The 24,510-nt window shown below is 58.3% G+C and carries 22 protein-coding genes and 1 pseudogene; 5 read left to right on the top strand and 18 right to left on the bottom strand.

The window, feature by feature from the left end; all coding sequences use genetic code 11:
• Positions 1-40: 40 nt before the first annotated feature.
• From rimI to kdsA, 11 genes are read right to left on the bottom strand one after another with little or no spacing between them, the layout of a single operon-like run.
• Positions 41-505: a ribosomal protein S18-alanine N-acetyltransferase gene (gene rimI, locus K3767_RS06010; protein ID WP_221172664.1), complete on the bottom strand. Its 465-nt coding sequence runs from the start codon at positions 503-505 to the stop codon at positions 41-43.
• Entirely contained in the window at positions 505-900 is a 396-nt protein-coding gene (locus K3767_RS06005; protein ID WP_221172663.1) for a PTS sugar transporter subunit IIA, read from the bottom strand. Before K3767_RS06005 ends, rimI begins: the two co-directional genes overlap by 1 nt.
• Positions 897-1,778 (bottom strand): RNase adapter RapZ, encoded by an 882-nt coding sequence (gene rapZ, locus K3767_RS06000; protein ID WP_221172662.1) that lies wholly within the window; start codon positions 1,776-1,778, stop codon positions 897-899. The genes K3767_RS06005 and rapZ overlap by 4 nt, the downstream gene beginning before the upstream one ends.
• Positions 1,762-2,220: a PTS sugar transporter subunit IIA gene (locus K3767_RS05995; protein ID WP_221172661.1), complete on the bottom strand. Its 459-nt coding sequence runs from the start codon at positions 2,218-2,220 to the stop codon at positions 1,762-1,764. The genes rapZ and K3767_RS05995 overlap by 17 nt, the downstream gene beginning before the upstream one ends.
• A 4-nt stretch (positions 2,221-2,224) precedes the next feature.
• Positions 2,225-2,740, bottom strand: coding sequence for a ribosome hibernation-promoting factor, HPF/YfiA family (gene hpf / locus K3767_RS05990; protein WP_221172660.1), 516 nt, complete (start codon positions 2,738-2,740; stop codon positions 2,225-2,227).
• Between the two features lie 12 nt (positions 2,741-2,752).
• A complete protein-coding gene (gene rpoN / locus K3767_RS05985) occupies positions 2,753-4,138 on the bottom strand; it encodes an RNA polymerase factor sigma-54 (RefSeq protein WP_221172659.1) in 1,386 nt (461 codons plus the stop codon).
• Between the two features lies 1 nt (position 4,139).
• The gene (lptB, locus tag K3767_RS05980; protein WP_221172658.1) at positions 4,140-4,877 is read right to left on the bottom strand and encodes an LPS export ABC transporter ATP-binding protein; all 738 of its coding nucleotides are present in this window, start codon (positions 4,875-4,877) and stop codon (positions 4,140-4,142) included.
• Positions 4,861-5,313, bottom strand: a complete 453-nt coding sequence (locus tag K3767_RS05975; protein ID WP_221172657.1) for an LptA/OstA family protein — start codon at positions 5,311-5,313, stop codon at positions 4,861-4,863. The genes lptB and K3767_RS05975 overlap by 17 nt, the downstream gene beginning before the upstream one ends.
• Entirely contained in the window at positions 5,306-5,854 is a 549-nt protein-coding gene (gene lptC, locus K3767_RS05970; protein ID WP_221172656.1) for an LPS export ABC transporter periplasmic protein LptC, read from the bottom strand. The genes K3767_RS05975 and lptC overlap by 8 nt, the downstream gene beginning before the upstream one ends.
• Complete coding sequence (locus K3767_RS05965; protein ID WP_255592318.1) at positions 5,833-6,327, bottom strand: HAD family hydrolase; 495 nt, start codon at positions 6,325-6,327, stop codon at positions 5,833-5,835. Before K3767_RS05965 ends, lptC begins: the two co-directional genes overlap by 22 nt.
• Positions 6,328-6,352: 25 nt before the next feature.
• Positions 6,353-7,174, bottom strand: a complete 822-nt coding sequence (kdsA, locus tag K3767_RS05960; protein WP_221172654.1) for a 3-deoxy-8-phosphooctulonate synthase — start codon at positions 7,172-7,174, stop codon at positions 6,353-6,355.
• 135 nt (positions 7,175-7,309) lie between these two features.
• Here kdsA and K3767_RS12200 point away from each other — a divergent pair, with 135 nt between their 5' ends.
• From K3767_RS12200 to cas6, 5 genes and pseudogenes are all read left to right on the top strand, one after another.
• Positions 7,310-10,984 (top strand): SEC-C metal-binding domain-containing protein, encoded by a 3,675-nt coding sequence (locus tag K3767_RS12200; RefSeq protein WP_304941226.1) that lies wholly within the window; start codon positions 7,310-7,312, stop codon positions 10,982-10,984.
• 65 nt (positions 10,985-11,049) lie between these two features.
• Positions 11,050-11,289, top strand: a complete 240-nt coding sequence (locus K3767_RS05950) for an AbrB/MazE/SpoVT family DNA-binding domain-containing protein (protein WP_221172653.1) — start codon at positions 11,050-11,052, stop codon at positions 11,287-11,289.
• Positions 11,270-11,671: a type II toxin-antitoxin system VapC family toxin gene (locus K3767_RS05945; RefSeq protein ID WP_221172652.1), complete on the top strand. Its 402-nt coding sequence runs from the start codon at positions 11,270-11,272 to the stop codon at positions 11,669-11,671. The genes K3767_RS05950 and K3767_RS05945 overlap by 20 nt, the downstream gene beginning before the upstream one ends.
• Positions 11,662-12,072 carry a CRISPR-associated protein Csx20 gene (gene csx20, locus K3767_RS05940; RefSeq protein WP_221172651.1) on the top strand — a complete coding sequence of 137 codons (411 nt, stop codon included), beginning with the start codon at positions 11,662-11,664 and terminating at the stop codon, positions 12,070-12,072. The genes K3767_RS05945 and csx20 overlap by 10 nt, the downstream gene beginning before the upstream one ends.
• Positions 12,069-12,956 (top strand): annotated as a pseudogene (gene cas6, locus K3767_RS12100) (CRISPR system precrRNA processing endoribonuclease RAMP protein Cas6); the annotation flags it as partial. The gene csx20 and the pseudogene cas6, both read left to right, overlap by 4 nt.
• Before the next feature lie 9 nt (positions 12,957-12,965).
• On the opposite strand, the gene K3767_RS05935 reads toward cas6, so the two are convergent.
• Genes K3767_RS05935 through K3767_RS05905 form a run of 7 tightly spaced genes read right to left on the bottom strand, consistent with a single transcriptional unit; the run spans position 12,966 to position 24,493 of the window.
• Entirely contained in the window at positions 12,966-14,876 is a 1,911-nt protein-coding gene (locus K3767_RS05935) for a VWA domain-containing protein (protein WP_221172650.1), read from the bottom strand.
• Complete coding sequence (cobN, locus tag K3767_RS05930; protein WP_221172649.1) at positions 14,822-18,679, bottom strand: cobaltochelatase subunit CobN; 3,858 nt, start codon at positions 18,677-18,679, stop codon at positions 14,822-14,824. Before cobN ends, K3767_RS05935 begins: the two co-directional genes overlap by 55 nt.
• A gap of 5 nt (positions 18,680-18,684) precedes the next feature.
• Entirely contained in the window at positions 18,685-19,467 is a 783-nt protein-coding gene (locus tag K3767_RS05925; RefSeq protein WP_221172648.1) for an ABC transporter ATP-binding protein, read from the bottom strand.
• On the bottom strand, positions 19,460-20,440 hold the full coding sequence (locus K3767_RS05920; protein ID WP_221172647.1) for an iron ABC transporter permease: 981 nt from the start codon (positions 20,438-20,440) through the stop codon (positions 19,460-19,462). The genes K3767_RS05925 and K3767_RS05920 overlap by 8 nt, the downstream gene beginning before the upstream one ends.
• A gap of 43 nt (positions 20,441-20,483) precedes the next feature.
• Positions 20,484-21,455, bottom strand: a complete 972-nt coding sequence (locus K3767_RS05915; RefSeq protein WP_221172646.1) for an ABC transporter substrate-binding protein — start codon at positions 21,453-21,455, stop codon at positions 20,484-20,486.
• Complete coding sequence (locus tag K3767_RS05910; protein ID WP_221172645.1) at positions 21,452-22,261, bottom strand: P-loop NTPase; 810 nt, start codon at positions 22,259-22,261, stop codon at positions 21,452-21,454. Before K3767_RS05910 ends, K3767_RS05915 begins: the two co-directional genes overlap by 4 nt.
• 33 nt (positions 22,262-22,294) lie before the next feature.
• The gene (locus K3767_RS05905; RefSeq protein ID WP_221172644.1) at positions 22,295-24,493 is read right to left on the bottom strand and encodes a TonB-dependent receptor; all 2,199 of its coding nucleotides are present in this window, start codon (positions 24,491-24,493) and stop codon (positions 22,295-22,297) included.
• Positions 24,494-24,510 lie beyond the last annotated feature (17 nt).

The raw sequence follows: 24,510 nt of genomic DNA, 5'->3' as shown, positions 1-24,510 counted from the left end.
GATAAAAGCCTCCTTTCCTATCCATTCTTTTTTACTGTTTTTATGGTAAGTTCTCTCTTCGCCTAGTCAAGGAAAGCCCCATAAGAAGGGCCTCCTCGTCCGTAAAAGGATAATATCCGCGGCGTCGCCCCTCCAACCGGAACCCCAGACTCTCGTAAAGCCTCCGGGCGGGAAGATTCCCCTCCCTGACCTCAAGGGTGGCCCGCCGTGCCCCCCGGATTCGGCCCAGACGAAGTCCCGTCTCGAGAAGAGCACGCCCGAACCCCCTTCCCCGAAATTCCGGATCCACAGCCAGGTTGGCCACCTGCAGTTCTCCCGCTATAAGCCAGAAACAGCCGTAGCCCCTTACTCTTCCCTCTATCTCGAGAACCAGAAACATACTTCCGGGTTTCTCCAGTTCCTTAAGGAAATGTTCATCATTCCAGGGATGATCAAAGGACATCCTTTCTATCCGGAGGATCTCCGGAAGATCCTCCGCCCGGGCCCATCTTATGCGAAAGGTCATCAACCCTCAAGGAAGACCGATGAGCGTACTATGGCTTTCCTTCCGGCCTCGGTTACCAGAGCGGCAAGATCGCCTGGAGGAAGTTCGCGATGCTGCAGAGCCTTTATGAGCATGGGCAGGTTCACACCGGACACCACTTCCACCCTACCCTCCTCGAGAAAAGCCAGTCCGAAATTGGAAGGGGTCCCTCCGAATAGATCGGTGAGAATAAGCACCCCTTGGCCTTGATCGGCCTGTCGCAAGGCCTCCTCAATCCTGTCCCTGATTCCCTCCGGGGCCTCGGTGGGATCAATATCCAGGGGGAAAACCCCCTCTTCTTCCTCGAGAATGAATGTGGCAACCTTGACCAGTTCGCGGGCGAGATTTCCGTGGGCGATCACCAGAATGCCCGTCATGAACTCTCCCTGTCAAGATCTCGATGGGTTACCATTACCCGGCGTCCCGCCTGTTTCAACCGTTCCGCCAGGACCTCCACCACCGCCACCGAACGATGCCTTCCCCCGGTGCATCCCAGAGCCACCACCACATAAGCCCGTCCTTCTTTTTCATAATACGGAAAGACAAAATTTAAAAGCCCCGCGAGGTCGTTCATGAATTTCCGCCCTTGGGGATTTTTCAGTACATAGGCCTTAATCCTTTCGTCCTTTCCGGAAAAGTCCTTGAGTTCCGGAACGAAATAGGGATTGGGTAAAAACCGAAGATCAAACACGAAGTGCGCCTCGGCGGGGATACCGTACTTGAAACCGAAGGAGATGAGGTGGAAAGTGGGAAAGGCCAGGGATTTCCTTTCTCCGTATCTTCTTATAATTTCCTCGCGCAGTTGATAGAGATTGTAGCGGGAGGTGTCCAGCACCACCGTAGCCCATTCCTTGAGAGGGGCGAGCAGTTCCCTTTCCCGCTCCAGGGCCTCGCGCAGGGGGATATCCCTAGCCAAGGGATGGGGACGACGGGTCTGGCTGTAGCGATAAAGAAGCACCTCCGGGGCCGCGGTCAGAAAGAGCACCTCGAAGTAGCATCCCATCTCCCTAAGTCTTTCGAAAAGTCGGGTATAGCCCTCGGGGGCAATTCCCGAACGGATGTCCATCACCACCGCAATGCGCCGCACTCCGGCCTCTTTCTGGATCCCGAGGAGAGGAGGCAAAAGATCCGGGGGAAGGTTGTCCACGCAAAAATAACCAAGATCCTCAAAAGCCTTCAGCGCCGTGCTCTTTCCGGAACCGGAAAGACCGGAAATAATAACCAGTTCCGGTGAGCGGTTAAAACTCTCGGTCAAAACGACGCACCACCTTCAGGATTTCCTGGAAACTGCGGGCGGAGAGCAATCCTTCTCGAAAGTCCTTTTCCCGTAAAAGCCGCGCCAGATGGGAGAGACACCTCAAATAAAGGGCGCTTTCCTCTTCCGGGGCGAGTACGGTAAAAATGATTTTCACCGGCTTTCCGTCAGGGCTGTCAAACTCAAGCCCCTTAAGCGACCGTGCCAGGCTCACATAAAGCCTGGGAAGTAGCGGAACTCGGGCATGGGGAAGGGCCACCCCCTCCCCCAGAGCCGTAGAGCCCAACCTCTCCCTTTCGCACAGAGCCTCCTCAATGCGTCGGGCCTTAAGACCACTTTCTTCCGCCAGAATCCTGCTCACCGTGCGAAAAAAGGCCCACTTATCCTCCGCAGAGAGGTCGAGGATGATAACTCTTTCCGAAAGCAGATTGGATAGGCGCATTATTTTATTCCGGAATCACGAGAAAGACCTTCTCTCCTTTTCGATATAGGGCACAGAGCCGATCTCCCTCCTCGGGGTTGAGAAAGAAAAACACCGTCCGATCTTCCCGGGAAAACTGTTCCACCGCTTCGTCCACAGACATGGGTTTCAGAGATACCCTCTCCACCTGGATCTCCGTGGGAATAGTCTCCTCCGAAGAGGCTGCCGGAGGAGTCTCACGACGCCCCTTTTTGTTTATCCCCTTGCGTTTATCTCGGAGGCGCTTGATTTGTTTTTCTAGCACATCCGAGACCAGATCAATGGCCTCGTACATGTCCTGAGTTTCCTCGCGAGCGGTAATATCAAGCCCGTCTCCCCGCAGGATAACCTCGGCCTCGTTGCGAAACTTCTCCGCTTTGAGAATCACATGGGCCTCCACCGGCCCCTCGAAGTACTTTTCCAGCCTTCCGATCTTGCGCCGCACATACTCCTTGAGTCCCTCCGAGGAGTCCAGGTGCCTGAAGGTAATGTTGATCTGCATAAGCCAACCTCCTTAAACCGGTTTTTTCCGGGCCCGGGCCGGGGGAATGCCCAAGAGTTCGCGATACTTGGCCACGGTCCGACGGGCTATTTTAACCTTATATTTATCAACCAGCATCCGGGCCAGCTCCTGATCGCTGTAAGGTCGCCGGGGATCCTCCGAGGCCACCAGCTCTTTAAGATATTCCCGCACCGCCTCGGAGGAGACGGTGCCGTCTCCCCTTTTTAGTCCGGAGGGAAAGAAAAACTTCAGTTCAAAGAGTCCGTGAGGGGTCTCGGCATACTTGTGGTGCGTGACGCGACTCACCGTGGACTCGTGCACCCCCACTTTTTCCGCCACCTCCCTAAGGGTAAGGGGTTTGAGATGAGCCGGTCCCTTTTCCAGAAAGTCCCTCTGGAGTTCCGCCAGGGCCTCGGCTACCCGAAGCAGCGTGCGCCCGCGCTGATCCAGGCTCTTCAACAACCATTCCGCGGAACGGAGCTTTTCCCGGATGAACATCTTGGCCTTGCGCGGCACCGTGGGATCGGCAAGAAGCCTCCGGTAGCGGGCGCTTATACGCAACCGGGGGAATCCCTCCTCGTAAAGTCGGACCCGCCAGCGATCCCCCTCCCGAAAAAAGACCACATCTGGAACGACATAAAGGGTGGCCCCTCCGGAAAAAGCCCTCCCGGGAAAGGGCTCCAGCCCCCGGATCAGGGAAAGGGCCCTTTCCACCTCCTCGGCCGGTGCTCCCAGCCGTCGGGCCAGGAAGTCCACCCCCCGGGGAATTTCCCGGAAGTAATCCCTTACTATCCTCACCGCCAGCCCGTCCCGCACCCCGAGATAGGACAGTTGAGCCAGCAGACACTCCTCTACCGAAAGGGATCCCACCCCCACGGGATCGAAGAACTTGATGCGCTCCCGCACCCTCTCCACCACCTCAAGGGGCACCCCCAAATCCCCGGACGCTTCCTCGGGATCCACCACCAGATAGCCCCGTTCGTCCAGATTCCGGATCAGGTACTCGGCTACTCCGCGCTCCGTCTCCGAAAAACCGGCCAGCGAGACCTGCCAGAGAAGATGATCGTAAAGGCCCTCCTCCTTTCGAACCCGGGCCTCCCAGTCCACGGATTCTCTTTCCTCAAAAACCATGGAGGGATAGGGCGAAAACTCTTCTTCGAAGAGGTCCTCCCAGGATCCCTCCTCCATCCGCAGCCCCCCCTCGGAAGACCAGTCCTCAAGAGGAATCTCGCCGCCGGGAAAATCCGCCTCCAGAACCGGATTCTTTTCCAGTTCTTCCCGCAAATACTGCTCCAATTCCAGCCTATTGAGCTGAAGGAGCTTTAAAGCCAACCGCAACTGCGGCGTGATGATGAGTTCCGGACGCTGTTCGAGACCTATCTTCAGTTCCAGGGCCATATCAGATCCGGAAACCCTCCCCGAGATAGAGTCTACGGACCCTCTCGTCGGCCACTATAGTGGCCGGAGGGCCGGAGGCGATGATCTCTCCCCCGGCCACTATGTAAGCCCGGTCGCACACCTCGAGCGTTTCCCGCACATTGTGATCGGAAATAAGGATCCCGAGCCCTCGCCTGCGCAACTCCCGGAGGAGATCCTTAAGCTCCCCCACCGCTATGGGATCTATGCCGGCAAAGGGTTCGTCGAGTAAAAGGAATTTCGGCTCCGTGGCCACGGCTCGCATTATCTCCACCCGCCGGCGTTCCCCTCCGGAAAGGGAATAGGCCTTCTGAGTCCGGAGTTCCTTCAAACCGAAAAGACCGAGTAATCGCTCCAGTCGTTCCTCCAGGTCTTCCGCGTTCCGCCCCATCTCCTCAAGCACCAGCCGAACATTCTCCTCCACGGAAAGCTTGCGGAACACCGAGGCCTCCTGAGGGAGATAAATAATACCTGCTCTGGCCCTCCGGTAGACCGGGAACCCTTCTATGGCGACCTCACCCAGAAAAATGCGCCCCCCATCCGGCCGAAGGAAACCGGCCAGCATGTAAAAAGTGGTGGTCTTGCCCGCCCCGTTAGGCCCGAGGAGTCCGACAATCTCTCCGCCTCGCACCTCCAGGCTCACATTCCTTACCGCCTGTCTATTTCCGAAACGCTTACTCAGGCTCTCCGCCCGCAGGACTTCATTATTCCGTGTAGACATAGGCTTCCACCGGCTTGCCTTCCCCGGAAAGTACCTCGCTGCGGTTTTCCTTGAAATATATAATCACCACCGCTCCCCGGACCTCGTCCCGGCCGTGCCAGACCCGGGGATGGTCTTCTAAAACCAGCCGATCCTGATCCTTAAAGTAAACGGCCTTTCCGGAAAGGGATCGCCAGCCGTCCTTCTCGATACGCACATTGCCCAGGGCGATGAGTTTCTGAACCTCACGGCGTCCCTTCACCACCCGGTAATACACATAGAGACGATCCGCCCACAGACGAAGGTCTCCCTTGCGGGCCTCCACCTTTCCGGTAAAAACCGCTATCTTCTCGTCCTCGAGAACCTCCATTTTCTCCGAACGGATGTCAATGGGTGCCGCCAGAGTCTGGATCGCCACAAGCAGAAGAAGCAGGGCTAACAGGAATCGCCTACCCATGAAATTCCACCCTGGTGCTCTCCTTAATCCGAAGCTTGCCGGAGACTAAATCGTATTCAAATCCCTTTCCCCGGATGACCAGGCCCCCGTTCCTGAGGACGAGGGGACGGTTTCCGGAAAGGAGCTTCTTTTCCGGCCAGTAATAGAGTCGGTCCGTGTAAAGGGTGCCACGGTCAGGGGTGCGAAGCACCACCTTTCCCTGAAAGAAAAACAGCCGCCGGGCAAACCGATATACTCCCCTGAGAGCCGTGAGTTCAAGGCCGGTTCTTTCCAGGGAGCGGACGAAGGGTCTCTTCATCTCCAGACGATCCCGGAAGCGAAGGGCCTCCTCGGCCCGAAGCCACCAGCGCGGCCTTCCCGCGCGCCAGAAGACATACTCCAGATCCTTAAAGGAATTCTCGGGCTTTTCCGGTTTCTTTTTTGGTCCGGAAGGTCCGGAAGAGGGGGGACTTTTCTTTGTCGGCACCACGGCCTTCGGAGCAGGGCTACACCCTCCGGCCAGGAATACCAGGAGGGTTATCAGGATCCAAATTCTTGCCATAGGGCCTCCCACTTTCCCTGCGCTTTAAGAATGAGGTCACACACCTCCCGCACCGCTCCCCGACCTCCGGGTCGCCGGGTCACATAATGAGCATAGTCTTTCACCGGGGGCCAGGCCTCGGGCACCGTGACGGCCAGCCCCACCCTTTTGAGCACCGGGATATCCACCCAGTCGTCGCCCATGTAAGCCACCTCCTCGTCCCGAAGAGCCTTCTCGGAAAGAAGCTCCTGGTAGAGCCGATACTTCTCAAGCTCTCCCTGAATGACGATGTCTATGCCCAGCTCTTTAGCCCGAAAGGTTACGGGTGGGGAGGATCGACTGGAAAGAAGTCCCACCTCGATACCGGCCTTCTGGAGAAGCTTTATGCCCATCCCGTCCTGCACGAAAAAGCTTTTAATTTCACGCCCCTCCGCATCCACCACTATGTATCCCTCCGTAAGGATACCGTCCACATCCAGCAAAAGGAGGCGCACCTTTTGGGCTCTTTTTAAAACCGCCTCAGGAAATTCCATACCTGTCCAGCACCTCCCGTAGATCTCTCAATACCTCGAGAATTTTCGGAACCTCGGCCAGCGGCAGACTGTTGGGACCGTCACACAGGGCCCGGTCGGGGTCCGGATGCACCTCCATGAAGACCCCGTCCACTCCGCAGGCCACCGCCGCCCGGGCCAGGGGAAAGGCGAACCGGCGATCCCCGCCCGAGGCCCCCTCCCCTCCCCCGGGCAGCTGCACGCTATGCGTGGCGTCGAAGATCACCGGGACCCCCAGGGAACGCATTATGACCAGCGAACGCATGTCCACCACCAGGTTCCGGTATCCGAAGGTGGTCCCCCTTTCGGTGAGCAGAACCCCTTCGGCCCCTCCGGCCCTGGCCTTTTCCACGGCGTAGCGCATGTCCCAAGGGGCCATGAACTGTCCCTTTTTGATGTTGATGGGCTTTCCGGTGCGGGCCGCGGCCAGAATCAGGTCCGTCTGGCGGCACAAAAAGGCCGGAATTTGAATAAGATCCACCACCTCGGCCACCGGTTCGGCCTGACGGGGCTCGTGAATGTCGGTGGTAACCGGAACTCCCACCCGGGTCCGCACCTCCGCCAGCCACTCGAGACCCTTTTCCAGCCCGGGACCCCGAAATGAGGAAAGAGAGGTCCGATTGGCCTTATCGAAGGAGCTCTTGAAGACATAGGTAAAGCCGGCCTTTTCCGCCGCCTCGCGCATAAAGACGGCCACCTCCAGAGCCAGCTCCAGGCTCTCAAGTACACAAGGGCCCGCTATCAGAAGAAGCCTTTTGTGCGTAGGCCACCACGACCTAAGAGAGTCCATGATTAATCTTAATTTTAGACGCTACATCCCGGACTCACAAGAGATGGAAGTCTCGAAGTAAGGAAGTAGTGAAGATCGGCAGTTAAAAAAATTAAATTAAAATGGAAAACCATCTAATTCTCGAGGAGGAAACCGATGGAAGAGTTGCTACTTCCGGTGAAAGAACTGGCCCGATTTTTAAGACACGAAAGCCCGGTGATTCGGAAATGGGCCTGGGAGAGACTGAAGGACATCCATCCCCGGGAAACCGAAATCGCCCTTGCCGCCCTTAAGGAGGAAAGGGATTACCTGGTCCTTGAACATGGCCTTCATTTTTTTCGCGAGGCCGGGGAGCTTTCCTCCGAAGTAAAAGAAAAACTTAAAGAGTTTCTTTTAACGCGTCTTGAAATCGAAGAAAACAAGAAATTGATGGTTTCCGTGTTTGCGGTGCTTTCCCGGGTGACCTCCCTTAAAACCGTCGTTGAGGAACGCCCCCATCTTCTGGAAAAAGTCATGGAAGACGAAATGGCCGGTCTTCAAATGTGGGAAAGGGTCATCTTTACCCTTCCTCCGGAGGAGATGGCTCCCTTTATGGATCTTCTGGACGATCCGGAAAGTCGAAAGGCCTGGGAGGCCTTTTATGCGGGCTATCGGGTGTGGACCACCGCCGAGCCCGCCCCCGTAAAGGAAATTTATCCCCGGCTGAGGGAACATCTCCCGAAGTTTCTCGACGGACTCCCGGCGGTGCTTTCGGAAGATGAATACTTCTTAAAGATACTCCCGGAGGAGGTAAGGGACCGGTGGGAAAATCTATCCCGGAAATCCGAGCGAGAGAAACTTCGGGCCTTCGTGGAGGAGGAATTTCGCAAACTAAGGGAGGAGGTGATCGACCTTCGAGGGGAGATCGCCCTGCGGCGCCATCTGGAAAGACCCGAAAGCCTGGGCCCGGTCTTCAGGAGTCTTGAGGTCCTTCTTGAGGTTTCACGAGGAGATGCTTCGGAACCGGTGGTTCGAACTCTGGGCCGCCTCTTTTTGACCCTCCTGTGGGGAAAACCCCTCCTGGGGCTTTCGGAGAATCCCTCCCGGGAAACCCTCTACGAACTTTACTTTGATGAGGACCGCCCCTTATTTCCCGAGGATTCCACCCTGCGGGAAAAGATCCTGGACCTCGTCGAGAAGGACCCCTCCGTGGTGGAGGAGGTCCGGGAAAGGCTTCGAAAGGTCTTCCGTAAGGACTCCTACGGGGCCGAAAGAGGGGCGGATCTGGCCCGAAAGTGCGGAGAGACCTTTCTTGAGGAACTGCTGGAACTCTATCGTATTTCCGTAAAAGAAGACTTCGAAGAAGACGAATACATAAAAGAGGCCCTGAGGGACTTTCTTCCTCTCGAAAAAGTCAGGGATGAGTTGAGAAAACTGGCCCGCGACCACCGCCGTTTAGATCCCTTTTACCTCCTTGCTCATTACCCGGACCGGACCACCGCCGGGGATCTGGCCCGGGACTTCGAGCTGTGGCTGGAAGAGGATCACGACGCTCTCTCCTGGCTCACCCTTTGTTTCCCTCACCCGGAACTGTGGGAAAGGGTGAAGGCCCTGGTGCATCCCGAGACCCCGGCCTGGCCCGAGGCCTTCGTCGTCCTGGCCCGGCTTTTTGAGTCGGATTTTCCCGGGCTCGAACGCCTGGAAAAGATGGTCCGGGAAAAAGAGCTGCGGCTGTGGAAAGTGCTTTATAGAGAGGAAAAACTCGACCCTTCGGGAGAAGAACTAACCCTCGCTCTCAGGTGCCTGGACTGCCGCTATCTTTTTCCCTTCTCTCCGCGGGTAATAATAATCAACGCGGAAGACCACGAGGTGGACCTTCCCGAGAGGGTGCGGTGCCCCCGCTGCGGGGCGGAGGATCTTTTCGAGATACCGGAGAGGGAAAAAATTCGGGCCGGGGCACGGCTTCTGCTCCTTAAGAAAGACGGAGAAGAGGACGAATGGGAAAAGGAGATAATTTACACCAGAGGTTTTCGGCTTCTTATTGCGGGCTCGGAAAGGACCTTCCGGAGTTATCGGGAGGTCCTGGCCTTCTATAGGATTAGGCTGGAACGGGATCCCGGAAATCCGGAGATCCTCAGCGGATACCTTCACCTTCTCCTCCGGGGACGGAGGCTCGAGGAAGCGGAGGAGGTCCTGGAACGCCTTGGGCGGGCCAGTCCGGAGTCGGTGGATCACTTTTACCTGAGGGCAATCTATCACCGCCTCAGGGAGGAGCCGGAGAAGGCCCTCGAATTTTACAGAAAGGCCCTTGAGGCCGTGGCCCTGGGCAAACCCCTCTATCGTTTCCATCCGCCGGATCGTAAGGCCATCCTCAGGGACATCTTCGGCGAGGCCCGGGCCTACGCCCGGAAGAAGGGGCTTCCCTTTCACTTTGAGGAAATCCAGAAAAGACCCATCCGAAAGGTGGGCCGGAACGATCCCTGTCCCTGCGGAAGCGGCAAGAAGTACAAGAAGTGCTGTATGAGGAAGGAGGAGGCCGCCTCGGAAAAGAAGACCGCCCAGAGCGCGGCTGAAAAACGGGCCTTCAACCTCTACGAGGGATTCGTGGCCAGAAAGTACAAGCGAGAGCTCCGGGCTTTTCTGGAAAAGTGGATGGGACGCTTCGAGGAGGTGCTGGGTGAGAGAGGGGAAGGGGTTGACGGGGCAACCGCCCTGGGGGAGATCTTCCTCTTTACCGCCTCCACGCCGGAGGGAAGGCCCCTTTCGGAGGAATTCCTGCGCACCAAGGGCCGCAACCTCTCCCGGGAAGAACGAGAGATACTGGCCTCCCTTTCCCGGAGTTATCCAAGTCTATTTGAGGTCCTGGAGGTGGACGAGGAGAGGGGAGAGCTCGCCTTCAGGGATCTCTTTACCGGAGAAACCTTCCGGGTAAGGGATTACTCCTTGGCGAAAAACCTGGGGCCCACGGAGAGGGTCTGGACCATGCTCTTTCGGGTCCGGGGCTACTTCCGTCCGTGCCGGATCGGTTTTCCCGTAAACCTGTTTAAGGCCCCGAAGGTGCTTTCCCGAATGAGACAGATTCTGGGGGATCCGACGCCGGAGGAATACCCCGATCGGGCTCGCCGGAAGGCCGCGGAGTTGCTCCTTGAAGTGCTCCGGATCCTTACGGAACCCGTGGAGTTTCGCCTGATCACGCCGGAGGGGGACGAGGTGGTGGTGGCCCGGGCTCATTATCGGCTCCTCGTCCCGGAGGTGGAGGAGCGTTTCCCCACCGGATCCTTCCACAGAATCGAGGAACACCGGTATGCCCTTCTCGAAAAGACTCCGGAGAGCGCCTTCAGCATCGCGGGGTTTCCCTCCTCAAAGGAGGCGGCTTGCGGGACCCTGGTGGTCCAGAGCCGGGTTTCGGGTGGATACACTGAAGTGGGGACCGTGGAATTTCGTCCGGAAAGGGAGCGGGTGGTGCTTGAGGCCATGAGTCGAGCGCGTCTCGAGCGGCTGCGTCGGGCCTTCGAGGAAGTGGCCGGGGACGGAGTGAAGTTTCTGGTGGAGGAAATAGTGGACTGGAGGAAGGCCGCCGGAGAAGGCCCCGAAACCGAAAGGGAGGAAATTCCGGACCACGAAGCCGCGGACCTGCGCTGGCTGGAATACCTGGTCTGGCTCGACACCCCCGAGCCGGAATGGGGCGGGAAGACCCCCAGGGAAGCCTTCCGGGATCCGGCCCTGCGCCCTAGGGTTGAGGAAAAGCTCCGGTACTTCGAGCTTCTGGAAAAAGGCTTCCGGCGTAAGGGACGCGCCGCCGTGGACATCCGGAAACTCCGCTCCATGCTGGAAGCGGGCCTTACGGATTAGACTTTCGGTAAACGAAAAATTTGGTAATACAGAGTATAGAGTAAAACTTTTTAAAGGAGTAAGACATGATCGTTACGGTAAGTTCAAAGGGACAGGTGGTGATCCCGGCGGAAATAAGGAGGAAGTTTGGACTTAGGAAAGGAAAGCGACTGGCGGTATTCGTTGAGGACGAAAAAATCGTCCTTAAACCGGTGGAAGATTTGCTCAGGCGTGGGCGTGGGCTCCTTCCCAAAAAAGGAATGGCCCTGAAGGTCCTGCTGGAAGAGCGAAGGAAGGAGGAACGAAGTGAAGAAGTATGTCTTTGATAGTTATGCGCTGATAGCCTTTTTCGAAAACGAGTCGGCTGCTGAAAAGGTGGAAGGCTTCCTCAAAGAGGTTCTCGAAGGAAAGGCGCAGGGCTTTATGACCGTGGTAAACTGGGGAGAGGTGTATTACGCTACCTCGCGAGCTTACGATGAAGAGGCTGCCAAACGCGTCATCCAAGAAATAGAAAATTACCCTCTGGAAATAATTGAGGCCGACCGAAAACTCACCCTCGAGGCCGCAAAGCTCAAGGCCCGGTATCCCATAGCGTATGCGGACTGTTTTGCCCTGGCGCTGGCCAGGCTCAAAAAGGCCGAACTCATCACCGGGGCCCCGGAGTTTAAGAAGGCCGCTAAAGAGAAGGTGAAGATCCGGTGGCTCTAAAAGAAACCGGCCTTAAAAAGGTTCTTCTCATTTTCTCTCATCGGCTGACCCCGGATCAGGAACGGGAGCTTACGGAGCGATGGGAAGCGGGAAAGTTCGTGTATCTACCTCCAGAACTTCAGGAACTCTGGGCCGGAGTGCCTCCGGAGGTTGAAAGCCTTGAGCCGTATCTCGAGCCCCTTTTTCGCTGGATGGCCGGGTCCGCGGCCCCGGGAGACCTGGCTTTCATCCAGGGAGAATTCGGAGCGGTCTATCTCACCGTAAACCGGGCGTTCGAGCTCGGGCTGATCCCGATCTACGCCACCTCGCGCCGGGAGGTTCGGGAGAATTGCCTCCCCGATGGCTCGGTGATCCAGGAAAGGATTTTCAAACATGTGCGCTTCAGGATCTACGGACGATGATCTGGCTTCCTTTTAGTACCTTCCATGTCTATTTAGAGGCCGAAGAACCGGAGGCCTTGCCGGTGAGGCTCTTCTCCACCTTCAGGGGGGCCTTCGGCCGGGCCTTAAAAAGGCTTTCCTGCGTGGCGCGGCGGGTAAAGACCTGTCTGGAATGCCCCCTCTCCCAGGAGTGTGCCTACGGATATCTCTTCGAGACCCCGAGGCCCCCTCACGCCGCCCGCCTTCGGAAGTATCCCTTCGTGGGGCATCCCTTCGCCTTCGCACCCCCTTTCCCTTACGAAGGAAGGAATCCCCTCCGGGTAAGGATGACCCTGGTGGGAGGGGCCCTGCGGTTCTTCCCGCATGTGGTTCTGGCGCTTGAGGCCCTGGCCAGAAACGGACTCGGAGGAAGGAGGGTGCGCCTTCGGCTCGTCTCGGTGGAAGAAGAAGGCACGGGGAGGGAGCTTTACCGCGAGGGAACGATCAGGAATCCGGAGCCGATTCCGCCGCCGAAAAGGGAAGATCTCTCAATCCCCGAAAACCTCACGGTAAAGTTCTTCACCCCGGCGGCCCTGCGCTTTTCCCGAAAGATCATAGGCCCGGAAGCCCTTGAGTTTCACATACTCGTCCGCAACCTACTGCGGCGGATCTCCATGCTCTCCTACTTTCACGCCGGGACTCCGCTTGATCTGGATTTCAAGGGGCTCATAGCCCGGGCCGAAAGAATAAAAACCGTAGATCGGAGGCTTTTTTGGGTGCGTTTCACGAGGCGCTCGGCCCGCACCGGAGAGGTCTATCCCCTGGAGGGGTTCGTGGGAGAGGCAGGGTTTTCCGGGGACTTTGAACCCTTTGCCGAGATCCTTAGGCTGGGAACCTATGTCCAGGTGGGGCGGAACACCAGCTTCGGTTTTGGATTATACGGCCTTGCGGGCGATCTCGAGCAGGCGGTCGGCCCGAAGGGCCTCGGGGGTGAAGTAACGGGCGGAAAGGAGCTCGGCGAGTCTCCGGGCCATCTCGAGTCTCACCATCCCGGCCTCGGTGTCCACCACCACGAATTCGGTCTGCGGAAAGTTCCTCGAAAGCCTGGTAGCCAGGATCTCGATCTCCTCTCGCGGGGGTCTTCCGGTGAGACTGACATTGCCTCGCCCGTCGGTGATTAAAATAACGGTGGTGAGAAGGCGGGAGTCCTTTCTCTGTATATCCTCAAGCCACCGGTAAAGTTCGCTGAGGGCGGCGGAAAGCGGGGTTGATCCTCCCACTCCAAGTTCCGAAAGGACCCTTGCGGCCCGATCCACGGAATTGGTGGGCGGGAGGACCATTCTGGCGCGCTCCCCGCGAAACACCATGAGCGCCACCCGGTCCCGCCTCTGATAGGCCGAAAGAAGAAGGCTCATGATGGCTCCCTTGGTTTCCCTCATCCGGGCCTCGGCGGCCATGGAACCCGAACCGTCCACACAGAAGACCACGAGACGAGAGCTCCTCACCAGCTTGAGCTTGGCCCGGAGATCCTCCTTCCTGATGACGAACCTTCCGAAACCACCCCCGCGAATCCTCTGCTTTAAGGCCGCCGAAAGAAAGGTGGGGACAAGGGCTATCTCCCCCTCTCCCTTATAGGGAACGGCCCTCACGAAATAGCCCCTTCCGGTAAGAGAAAATCCCTTAGATCTTTTACCGAAAATCTTGACCCGTTGCGGCCGTTCACGATGGTCGCTAAACTCCCTCACCCGGAAGACCTCTCCCACGGAAAAGACTTTGTCCTCGCCCTCCTCGGGCCTTACCTCCTCGGGTTCGGCAAGTTTCTTATCGGTACGACCGTTCTCTTCTCCACCCGGCCCCTCCGTCGGCGTTTCGTGAGAACGACCTTGAGGGGCCTCTTTTTCCCCCGGGGAGTAATCATCCCGAGGAGGTCTGGTGTCTTCCTTGTTTTCCTCCCCGGGCTTACTTTCGGGCTGAGGTTTAGGTCTGCCACGGGATCTCTCCCGTCTGCGGTGGGCGAGAACCAGTTCGGCCACGGACTCCACATCCTCGGGGATGGCCTCGGAGCGGCCCGCCAGAGCCGCATGCGCCCGGACGGCCTCCAGAAGAAAGATCTCCGCCCGGTGACCGGCTGCGGCGGACTCCAGGACCAGCCGGGCTATGAGAGTACGAAGGTAGCCGGAAATCCTGACCCCGGGGAGGAGACTCCTGGCCTTTAAGATTTCCTCACGGAGCTTCCTCTCCTCCTCCGCAAAGGTCTTCTCAAAATCCTCGGGATCCATCTCCCAGAAGAGGCGTCTCCTCAGGATCTCCACCCGCAGACCCGGATCCCTTTCGGCGGATACCTCCACATAGAGACCGAAACGGTCAAGGAGTTGCGGAGAGAGGGGACCCTCCTCGGGATTCATTGAACCGATCAGAAGGAATCGCCCGGACTCCGAGGCGGAAAGTAAGAGGGAAACGATGGATGGAGGCAAAAGATTTATCTCGTCCACATAGAGCACGCCGCCCTCGGCCTGAGAGAGAAGGCCCGGCACGAAGACCCTTCGACCGTGCTTTAAGGCCTCCTCCAGGCAAAGATGACCGATCAATCGTTCCTCCGTGGCCGAAAGGGGAAGATTCACGAAAGGCCCCTCGATAAGACGGGCCAGGGCCCTGGCAGCGGTGGACTTTCCCGTGCCCTTTTCTCCGGAAAGGAGCACTCCCGAAAGCCGCGGGTTTATCGCACAGAGCATGAGGGCAAGCTTCATTTCTTTCTGCCCCACTATGGCCGAAAGGGGATAGAGCCTTCCGGTCATTTCCACATCTCTCCGATTTCCCGGCGGAGGTCCTTCATCCTCGCCTGCCATTCAGCCACCTCATCGGCGGAATACATGTCCACGGCCCCGCCCTGAAAATCGCCTCCGGTCTCTCCTATCGCGTCCTCGAGGCGTCCCTCGAGCTCAAGGTAAGCGTCTCTCAATTTTTCCAGCAATCCGGCCTCCGGCTTCCAGAGACCCCTTTTCTCCGCCTCAAGTAGCCTTCGGGCTATCTCCTCCAGGGCGTAAGGGTTGTGCCTCATGAGGAACTCTCGATTCTCTCTGTCCACCACAAATTTACGGGTAATCTCGTCGAAGATCCAGTCGTCCACCTCACCGGTGGTGGCCTGCCAGCCGAAGAGGCGCCCGATGCGCTTGGAGATCTCCGCCGCTCCCTTGTAGCCATGCTGTTTCATGCCCTCTATCCAGCGCGGATTCAGGAGTTTGGCCCTGGCCACCCGCCGGATCTCGTCGGCAAGGTCACGAACCTCAACCGCCGCCCTCTCCCTGGTATCACCGTAGTAGGCCCTTATCCTTTTCCCGGAGAGTTCCCTTGCGGCCACCGTAAGTCCGCCGTGGGTACCGAAGTAGCAGCAGCAACCGAAAAGATCGTATTCATCGGTGAGGGAATTGTTGAAGGTGGCCTCCACCGTGCGGAGACCTTCGGCAAATTCCCGATGGGCCTTCTCTCCGAAGACGCCTTTTCCGTAAGCGTAGCCGTTCCAGTACAGAAAGACCTCGGCGAGATCCTTCTCGGTTTTCCAGGCTGAGGCGTAAACCGCAAGGTTCACCCCGGACTGATAGGTGCCCGGAGGAGAAGCGAAGAGCCGGAAGGTGGCCCTGCGGAAGGCGTCCTTTCTGCCTCCCAGCTTTTCGAGCCGTTCCAGGGTGTGTCTGCGCACGAAGTTCATCTCCGGGGGTTCCTCAAGCTCCGCCACCAGACACACCGCCTCGTCCACCAGCTCCAGACATCGGGGGAAGTTGTCTCTGGTGATTCCGGAAACCCTGATCGTGACATCTATGCGGGGGCGACCGAGTTCGTGGAGCGGAATGACCTCAAGCCCCTTTATCCGGCCGTTGGGGAGCCAGACCGGTCTCACCCCCAGCAGGTAGAGTATCTGGCTCATGACCTCCCCTTCGCTCCACATGATGTCCGTGCACATCCAGTAAAAAGCCACATTTTCGGGAAGCCTCCCCTCGTCTTTCCGAAACTTTTCGAGTAAGGCCTCGGCCAGCCTGACGCCCACGGCGTAGGCCGCTTTCGTGGGAACCCTTTCGGGATCAAGGGAGTAAAAGTTCCTCCCAGTGGGAAGAATGTCGTCCCGGCCACGGGTTATGAGTCCGGAGGGCCCGGGAGGGATGTACCCCCCGGAGATCCCGTAAAGTAGGGCCCCCATCTCGTCCGAGGCCTCGATGCGGCTTTTGAGATCCTTTATCCGGGAGACCAACTCTTCCAGGTGTCCCGCGGGGATCCTCTCGGAAGCCTCCTTTCCGCAGAGACGGACGAGAACTTCACCGGCCTTTTTTCCATCGAGAACGCCGCGGACGAATTCGCCGGAAAGTTTCTCCACCCGCTCGAGGAGCCGACCTCTGGAAGGGTCCTGCAGGAGATCCTCCAGCCGAAAACCCAGAGCCCGGGCCATCACCCGCCGGAGATCCGAAGGCTCCCCGGAATCGTGGCGCAGAACGGCTCGTATGAATTCGGCCAGTCTTTCGCCCCGGGGAATCTCTCCGAAGATGTGCATACCCCGGGGCACCTGGGTACTTCGCAGGCGGGTCAGGGCCTCGTGAATGCGACGGACGAACTCCTCCGGTCCGATCTCCTCCGGGGAATTCACCTCCCGGTCGAGACCGGTTTTCCGAACAAGATCAACCAGACGGTGAAGTATCTCGTGGGCCCGGGCCGGGCTTCCCGCAGCCGCCCTCTCGTATTCCTCAAGGAGTCGATCCAGCTCAAGATAACCCTCATAAAGCCCTCCGGCCTCAAGGACCGTCTGCAGGTGATCCACCAGAACGGCATAACTTCGCCGTTTGGCGATGGTGCCCTCCGGGGGATTGTCGGAATTATAAATGTAAAGATGAGGGCGCTCGTGAATGGAGAGATCAGGAAAACAGGACGCGGAGAGCCCTACCCCCTTTCCCGGAAGAAATTCCAGGTTGCCGTGGGTGCCCACATGGATGATCACATCCGCTCCGAAGACCCTCTCGAGCCAGCGGTAGGTGGCCACATACTGGTGGGGAGGAGGAACCTCGGGATCGTGAAGGATCTTGCATACCTTCCCGTCACAGCGCGGACCGGCACAGCCCCGCTTGGGTTGAACGCAGACCACCGCGTTTCCGAAACGAAGCCCGGTGACCACGATCTTTCCCTCATGCACCATGGCCGCGGGGACACCGTTCTTCTCCTCCCCCGGGGGCTCCCCCCAGGCCTCCCTCATCCTCAGGCGAACTTCCTCCGGAAATTCCTCCCACCAGGAGAGGTACTCCTCAAGCGGAACCATGGCCAGGGCACCCCCCTTTTTCACGATTTCCTCCACCGTGGTCCACCGGAATTCCGAAATAGCCTTCCTTTTGAGGATCAGGTCAATCAGTTCCTTTCCGTTTTCGGGCTCTCCCTCGATGCGATAGCCCTTAAGCCTAAGCCGTTTCAGGATCCGGGCCACACTCTCAAGGGTATCCAGATGGGCCCCGGCCCCCACCGTGGCCTCCACGGAGGCACAGGGATTATTGTGCAACACCAGGACCACCCGGCGTTCCGCAGGAGGCTTGCAACGGAGTTCGATCCAGGCCTTAACCCTCCTCACCAGCCTCCGAACCCTCTCCCTCACCGGGACCCGCCGTTCCAGAACGGCCCCGGTCAGGGGATCCTCTTCCCTTTTCATGGCGCCGATGAAAAGAGGCTCTATGACTCCCTCGAATTCCGGAAGGGCCACCGACCAGGCGACCTCCGCCGAAAGTCCCCGGGGATCCTCTTCCCACTCGCTCACCGTGCGATAGTAAGCCACCACCGGCTGAAATACCGGAACTCCGAGCCGGCGAAGGACCTCCACCCCGGAAGTGGAAACCGAAGGATCCGAAAGGTCCTTCTCGCGGGTACTTCCCAGGAAGAAAAGGACGAGTTTGATCAGGGCCTCTATTCGGGGAAGCCCGTCGGCCAGAAGAAACTTTCTTATCGCCTCCCCGGGGCCCTCGCTTCCGAGACTCTCGTCCTTCACGCTATAGCTGAACACCGGTATCACCCCGAGCCCCTGAGCCTCAAATTCCTCTATCAAAGCCCTCTCCACCTCCATTTCCCCGTTTACCCAGTTGTGACGGGAATAAAGGATCCCCACCAGGGGGGTTCCCGGAGAGGGGCGGTACCACGCGAGGTATTCCCCGGTGTCGGTAAAGACTTTAGGGGCCCGAGGGTGATATATACCGGCCAGGGGAAGGGGCTCGGGGTCCCGATGGGAAACATCGAGGCCCCCCAGAGCGGAAGCGAGATAGAGAAGAAGATTCACGAAGTTTTCCTCTCCTCCGTAGAGGACATAACGCAGGGCCTTCTGAACCACCTCCGGGGAGACATTAGAAAGGGTCAAATACGCGGGATCGTATCCCAGGGATACCAGGGGACGGGTGTTTCCCAGTTCGGTCAGGCGAGGGAGTATTTCCTCCCAGAAAGAATCACCGGAGCGGTAAAGGAGGATGATGTCGGCCCGGGCGAGCTCGACAAGGGCCTCCTCCCTCTTTTCGGGATGGGCCTCCAGGGTGCGGGAAGAAAAAATCCTGACCTCAAGGCCCAGATCACGGACTCTGGCGGCGGCTCGGGTCAGAACGGGAACATAACTGGCCCACAAAATGGCCCCGATTTTCACGGTCTTCACCTCCGAGGGAAATTTTTCGGAAAAGCACCGGTGAGGGACACTAGGGGATAGCCGCGAAAGTGTAGAATCTCCAGGGGAATCTCGTAAAGTTCCTCTAAAAGTTCCTTGGCTCCGGGGTGTGTCCGGGGGTTCATTTCCGCAAGTACCCGCCCCTTCTTGAGAAGAACGACTCGATCGGCAAAACCGAAGGCCAGATTCGGGTCGTGAAGGGTGGCCAGCACCGTAAGTCCTTTCTCTCTGACCAGCCTGTGGACACTGGAAAGTACCCGGAGCTGATGTTTGAGATCCAGGTTGGCGATGGGTTCGTCAAGGAGCAATATCGGAGCCTCCTGAAGGAGGGCCCTTGCGAACAGCACCAGCTGGCGCTCTCCGCCGGAAAGATTCGTAAGGTAACGGTGAAGGAGGGGCTCAAGCCCCAGCTCCCGAAGCACTTTCCTGGCCTTGATTTCGTCCCTTTTTCCGGGATGCGATAGAAATCCCAAGTGAGGGGTGCGTCCCAGCAGGACGAAGTCCAGGACGGTATAGGGAAAGACCGGTTGATAGGACTGAGGAACATAGGCCAGGAGCCGGGCCCTCTCTTTAGAGGCAAGGCGTCTCAAAGGATGTCCGCAGACGACGATCTCGCCCTCGATCGGAGAACATAGTCCGAGAATACACCTCAACAGGGTGGTCTTTCCGGCTCCGTTGGGGCCGAGAAGGATCACGAATTCCCCCCGGCGGAGCTTCAGGTTTACCGCATTGAGAATCCGGGCGAAGGAGAGGTCACGGACCTCAAGCATGCTCCCAGCCCCCGGTCCGTTGCTGCCTGAGGAGATAAATGAAAAAGGGGATACCGGTGAGAGAGGTAATGATCCCCACGGGGAGATCAAAGGAGGTGAGGGTGCGGGCCAGGGTGTCGGAGATCACCAGGAGACCCGCTCCGGTGCACATGGAAAGGGGGATCAGCCGCCGATGATCCGGTCCTACCGAGAGCCGAACCAGGTGAGGGACCATCAATCCCACCCAGCCCACGATACCGGCTGCGGCCACACCGGCCCCCACCGTCAGGGCCGCAAGGCCCATAACGACGGCTCGCTCCCTCTCCACCGAGACCCCCAGACTCCTGGCCTCGTCCTCGGAAAGGGAAAGGAGATTCAGCCGGAATCTCAATAGATGCAACCCCACAAGTCCCAGGATCACGGGAAGGAAGGTCTGCCTGACGACCTCCCAGGTGCTCAGAGCGAAGCTTCCCATCATCCAGGTCACGATTTCGGCCATGCGGTGCGGATCCACCACGAATTTTATGAGGGAGACCAGGGCCATGAGTCCTGCGGAGACGATAATCCCGGAGAGGATGAGACTTATACGGGAGACCTCTCCGGATAATCGGGCCACTCCGTAGGTCAGGAAGGCGGCCAGGTAAGCGAAAAGAAAGGCCGGAAGCGACACCGGCACCCGCGGCAACCAGGCCACGGCCACCGCACACCCCAGCGCTCCCCCGGCGGAAAGCCCCAGGAGATAGGGATCCACCAGCGGATTACGAAAGACGGCCTGAAGAGCCGCTCCGGAGGAGGCCAGAGCCGCCCCTACCAGGGCCGCGAGCAGGACCCTGGGGGTTCGGATCTCCCAGAAAATATTTAAAATTCCGGGACTTATTCCGGGAGCTCCCCCCCGGAGTTTTGCCCAGAGGACCTTGAGAGCCAAACCGGGTTTAAAACCCGCCGGTCCCAAGGAAATAGAAAGATAAATCGCCAGAATACTTGCGATTACCATAAGGGCCTCCCTTCGCCAGAGGCCTCTCGAGGGGGAGAGAGGGTTAGAGGGCATCCCGGTTGAACCTCTCCACCAGGGTCCTGAAGGAAATTCCGCGAAACCTTTCGGGATAGATCTTCATGGCCACCCACAGGGTTATCAGAGCCACCCTGGGCGACCAGGTGGACCAGGCAGGGGCCTTGAAAACGGCTCCGCGTTTTACGGCCGCGACCTCGGCCAGTCTCCGGTCCCGGAGGATGTCCTTCACTCCGTAGGGGGCATTTCCCCAGATGAAGATGACCTGCGGGTTCCAGAGGACAATCCTTTCGGGAGAGACCCTGGGATAGGGATGATCGATGGCTCCGGCACAGTTTTTCCCGCCGGAAAGGCGCAGAATGTCCGCCACCACCCCTCTTCCGCCGGCCACCTGGCAGTGACATCGGTCCCCCCACAGCCAGAGGACCCGTTTCTTTTCGTTTTCCTTAAGGCCCCGGAGGCGCTCCCTGACCAGGGAGAAGATCCCCTCCATGGCTCTGTTCACCCGCCGGAGGCGTTCCTCCTTGCCGAAAAGTTCGGCCAGAAGTCTCATGGTAGAGCGCAAGTCCTTAAGACTCTCCGGAGAGATGGCGATAATCGCGGTGTGATTCCTCTCCCCCAGAAACTCTTCAAGGACCTTAACGGTTTCCGGGCGATACGCCCAGGTAACGATCAGATCAGGAGAAAGAAGGGCCAGGGCCTCCGGATTTACCTGAGTGGCCGTCCCCACCGAAGGAATTTTCCTCAACCTTTCCGCGCCGACCTCCCTGAGGAGATCACTGTATCGTTTGGCCCACAAACTAATCCCCACCGTTTGATCCCAGAGATCGAGATAAGGGATGAGCTCGTAGCCGATGAGGAAAACCGCCCTCTTTACCGGTACCCGAACCTCTACCCTGCGACCGGAGGCCTCTTTGACCACCAGGATGTGCGGAACGGCCAGAGCCCTCCCCCAGCCCAGCACAATAAGCGCGAAAATGAGTGCATACCTCACCCTCATGATCGGATGGCCCTCTCCAGGATTCGCCCCTGGATACCCTGAAGAATGTGGACCAGCTCCCCCCGGATTTCTTCGGATAGAGGGACTCTTTCGCCCCGGAGGGAAGCCCCGGTGAATTCCGGCCTCACCCCGAACCTTCCTAGCACCGGGAGTCCCCTCCTTTTGACCTCCTCCCCCAGAATGACCTCGGCCTCGGGGGTGAGCCGGTTCAAAACCACACCCAGAAAGTGTGCTCCGGAACCGATGGCGAGGTCCCTTATTCTTTCCGCAAGCACTACGGACTCCAGGGATGGTTCCACCACCGCAAGCACTCCGTCTACCGCGGTCTCGAGCCCGCGTCCGAAGTGTTCCACCCCGGCCTCGGTATCCACCAGCACGATCTCTCCGGGAGGAGTCTCAAGCCGCCTCAAAAACTCCCTGGCCACCACCCCCATCGGACAGGCACATCCCTCCCGGGCACGAGCGACCTTCCCCACCACCACAAGCAGGCAGCTCCCCCACCGCCGCAGGAAGTCCCCCGGGATATCCCCGGGAAAAATCCTCTCCCTTTCAAAAAGATTCACCTCTTCTCTTCCTTCATTCCGGATCTTCCGCCTCAGTTTTTCCCGGACGGAATCCTTGCCTCCCAGAAGATCCATCAGGGTGCGGGGAGGGCTCTCGAAACCGAGCAGACGATAAAGCCCGGGGTTGGACTCGTCCGCATCCACTACCAGCACACCCCGGTTCTGTTCGGCCAGGAATGCGGCCAATAAGGCGGTAAGAGTACTCTTACCGCTACCCCCCTTGCCACAGATTACGATTTTCATCGTTCCCGTCCCTTCACGAAATTCGAAAAGGCGTCAGTATTCAAACTTCAACTCCCCAAACCAGGTCCTTCCCGGGGCCCGGTAGTAATCGTAGTAATCCTCGTCAAAGACATTGTTGACGGAAAAAGAGAGGGTCGCCCTGCGCCAGATAAGACTCACCTTGACATCGGCCACGAAGTACTCCTCCGAAGTCCCGTAAACTCCTTCAGCCCTGTCGGAGTTGTCGTCGTAACGGAAGACCTTGCCAACATAGTGTCCGAATACGGAGAACTTGAGCCCGGGTAGATTTCCGGGGAGGGGGGGTTCGGCCGAGAGCTCGAAATTCCAGATCCAGGGCGGAACATCCACAAAGCGTTTACCCTCGGATTCGGGTCTGGCCGGATTGTCCGTGATCCTGGTATCGTTGCGGGTGTAGTTAACCACGGCGGAAAGCCAGGAAAGGGGTTTGAGTTCGAGCTCGCCCTCGAAACCCAGGATCTCTCCCTTACCGGAGTTGGTCCAGATGTATTCCCGGGTATCGGAATGGTAGGCCCGGTATATGAAGTCTTTCATCCAGGTGCGGAAGAGGGAGGCACTAAGACGCAGGCGCTTTCCGAACCACCACCTCTCTCCCCCCACCTCCACGCTCCAGGAGGTCTCGGGATCAAGATCGGGATTGGAGCGGTAGGTGCGTCCGTACCAGCTCCAGGTGCGGTAGAGCTCATAAAGGTTGGGGGGACGGAAGGCCTTGCCTACCGAAAGTCTCAGGCTGGTGGAACTGTCCGGACGCCAGACCAGGGCCGCCTTGGGGGAAAAGGCTCCGTCGTCCCGATCGTCGTACTCCTCCACGGCTCCCACCTCTCCGGCCTTACCGTCGTAGGTCCACCAGTGGTCGTAGCGCAGCCCCAGGTAAAGGGAAAGATCCTTCCTTAAGGTCCAGATGTCCTGCACGAAGAGGCCGAGCGCGCGGCTCTTCCCCCGGGAAAGATAGAGTTTTTCCCCCTCGGAATCCTCATCCCGATAGAAAGCCAGCTCGTGAGTTTCCACATTCGACCAGTCCCTGCGCAGGGTAAGCCCCGCGGTAAGAAGGTGCTTTTCTCCCAGGGGGAGATTGCCCTTCACATCCAGGTAATAGGTCTCGCTGTCGCTGTCATTTTTTTCTCCGGAGGCGGTGTGGTAATCCCCATCCCGGTAGGGTCTCGTATAGTATCCGTCCCTTCTCAGGAAGCCGAAGTTGAGCTCGGTTTCGAGTTCCCCGAAGACATCCCGATAGTTGAAGGAGACGATGCTCGTCTCATAGTCTCCGAGACCGGCATAGGAGATGAAGTCGTAAGGAGAAACCGAGGCCGCAAGTCCTCCGGGGATCTTTACCGTGCCGGAGAAGGAGGGATTTCCGGCGGTATCGGTAAGATAGGTGTGGGGATGCCCGTAATCATACCGCTGGACCCCGTGCTGGAACCCGAGTCTTATTTCTCCCTCGTTCCTAACATCAAGCCCGATGTTCAAGTGATAATTCCAGCGCTCGCCCCGATTATCTCCCTTGTCTCCCACCACCCAGCGCAGCCTCTCTCCGGTGGGGTCGGTGGTGGGATATCCTCCGGTCAGGGTTCCGGTTCCGGTTTCAGGCGATTTCAATACCGGGACCGTGGGATATCCCTCCGTGCGGTCCTCCTCGTAGCCGGCGAGAAAGGCCAGGCGCCCCACCCGGTCTCCCAGGCTTACGCGCCAGCGGCGGGTAACATCCTCTCCCACACCGCCCGTGACCGAAAAGGTAAACCTTTCCGGAAGACGGGTGATGATGTTTATCACCCCTCCCATGGCGTTTCCACCCCAGAGGGAGGAAAAGGGGCCCCGCACCACCTCCACCCTCTTCACCTCGTCCACCGAAAGGGTGGCCCAACAGACGCTGTTTGAATATCCGTCGTTGAGAGGAATTCCGTCCAGAAGAACCAGGGTTCGTCCCTGGCGGGGCATCCCCCTTAGCTCCACGGAAGCCACCGTGTCCATTATTCCCTTGCGGCGGTGGACGAAGACCCCGGCCTCGTGCCTGAGCGCCTCGTCCAGGGTCTGGAGATTCTTCTTTTCCATGTCTTCCCGGGTGATCACGCTCACCGCCGCGGGGGCTTCACCGATTACCTGAGGGATCCTGGAGGCTGTGACCACTATCTCTGACCCCCGGTTCTCGGCCGCCAGTCCCGTCCCGGCAACCAGAATAACCGTAAGCACCAGGACCATTTTCCACCAGGCACCCATCTTTCCTCCTTGTGTTA

Source organism: Thermosulfurimonas sp. F29 (genome assembly GCF_019688735.1).
In the GTDB taxonomy this organism is placed as follows: domain Bacteria; phylum Desulfobacterota; class Thermodesulfobacteria; order Thermodesulfobacteriales; family Thermodesulfobacteriaceae; genus Thermosulfurimonas_A.
This window is presented reverse-complemented; position numbering and strand designations above follow the sequence as displayed.

Coding starts and splice junctions, on each gene's coding strand:
- K3767_RS05975 (WP_221172657.1), bottom strand. CDS start 5,313: ATGGGTAGGCGATTCCTGTTAGCCCTGCTTCTTCTGCTTGTGGCGATC.
- K3767_RS05905 (WP_221172644.1), bottom strand. CDS start 24,493: ATGGGTGCCTGGTGGAAAATGGTCCTGGTGCTTACGGTTATTCTGGTT.
- K3767_RS05925 (WP_221172648.1), bottom strand. CDS start 19,467: ATGCTTGAGGTCCGTGACCTCTCCTTCGCCCGGATTCTCAATGCGGTA.
- lptC (WP_221172656.1), bottom strand. CDS start 5,854: ATGGCAAGAATTTGGATCCTGATAACCCTCCTGGTATTCCTGGCCGGA.
- lptB (WP_221172658.1), bottom strand. CDS start 4,877: ATGTCTACACGGAATAATGAAGTCCTGCGGGCGGAGAGCCTGAGTAAG.
- K3767_RS05910 (WP_221172645.1), bottom strand. CDS start 22,261: ATGAAAATCGTAATCTGTGGCAAGGGGGGTAGCGGTAAGAGTACTCTT.
- K3767_RS05920 (WP_221172647.1), bottom strand. CDS start 20,440: ATGGTAATCGCAAGTATTCTGGCGATTTATCTTTCTATTTCCTTGGGA.
- rimI (WP_221172664.1), bottom strand. CDS start 505: ATGACCTTTCGCATAAGATGGGCCCGGGCGGAGGATCTTCCGGAGATC.
- K3767_RS05950 (WP_221172653.1), top strand. CDS start 11,050: ATGATCGTTACGGTAAGTTCAAAGGGACAGGTGGTGATCCCGGCGGAA.
- hpf (WP_221172660.1), bottom strand. CDS start 2,740: ATGCAGATCAACATTACCTTCAGGCACCTGGACTCCTCGGAGGGACTC.
- kdsA (WP_221172654.1), bottom strand. CDS start 7,174: ATGGACTCTCTTAGGTCGTGGTGGCCTACGCACAAAAGGCTTCTTCTG.
- K3767_RS05915 (WP_221172646.1), bottom strand. CDS start 21,455: ATGAGGGTGAGGTATGCACTCATTTTCGCGCTTATTGTGCTGGGCTGG.
- K3767_RS06005 (WP_221172663.1), bottom strand. CDS start 900: ATGACGGGCATTCTGGTGATCGCCCACGGAAATCTCGCCCGCGAACTG.
- rpoN (WP_221172659.1), bottom strand. CDS start 4,138: ATGGCCCTGGAACTGAAGATAGGTCTCGAACAGCGTCCGGAACTCATC.
- K3767_RS05935 (WP_221172650.1), bottom strand. CDS start 14,876: ATGGCAGGCGAGGATGAAGGACCTCCGCCGGGAAATCGGAGAGATGTG.
- K3767_RS12200 (WP_304941226.1), top strand. CDS start 7,310: ATGGAAGAGTTGCTACTTCCGGTGAAAGAACTGGCCCGATTTTTAAGA.
- K3767_RS05995 (WP_221172661.1), bottom strand. CDS start 2,220: ATGCGCCTATCCAATCTGCTTTCGGAAAGAGTTATCATCCTCGACCTC.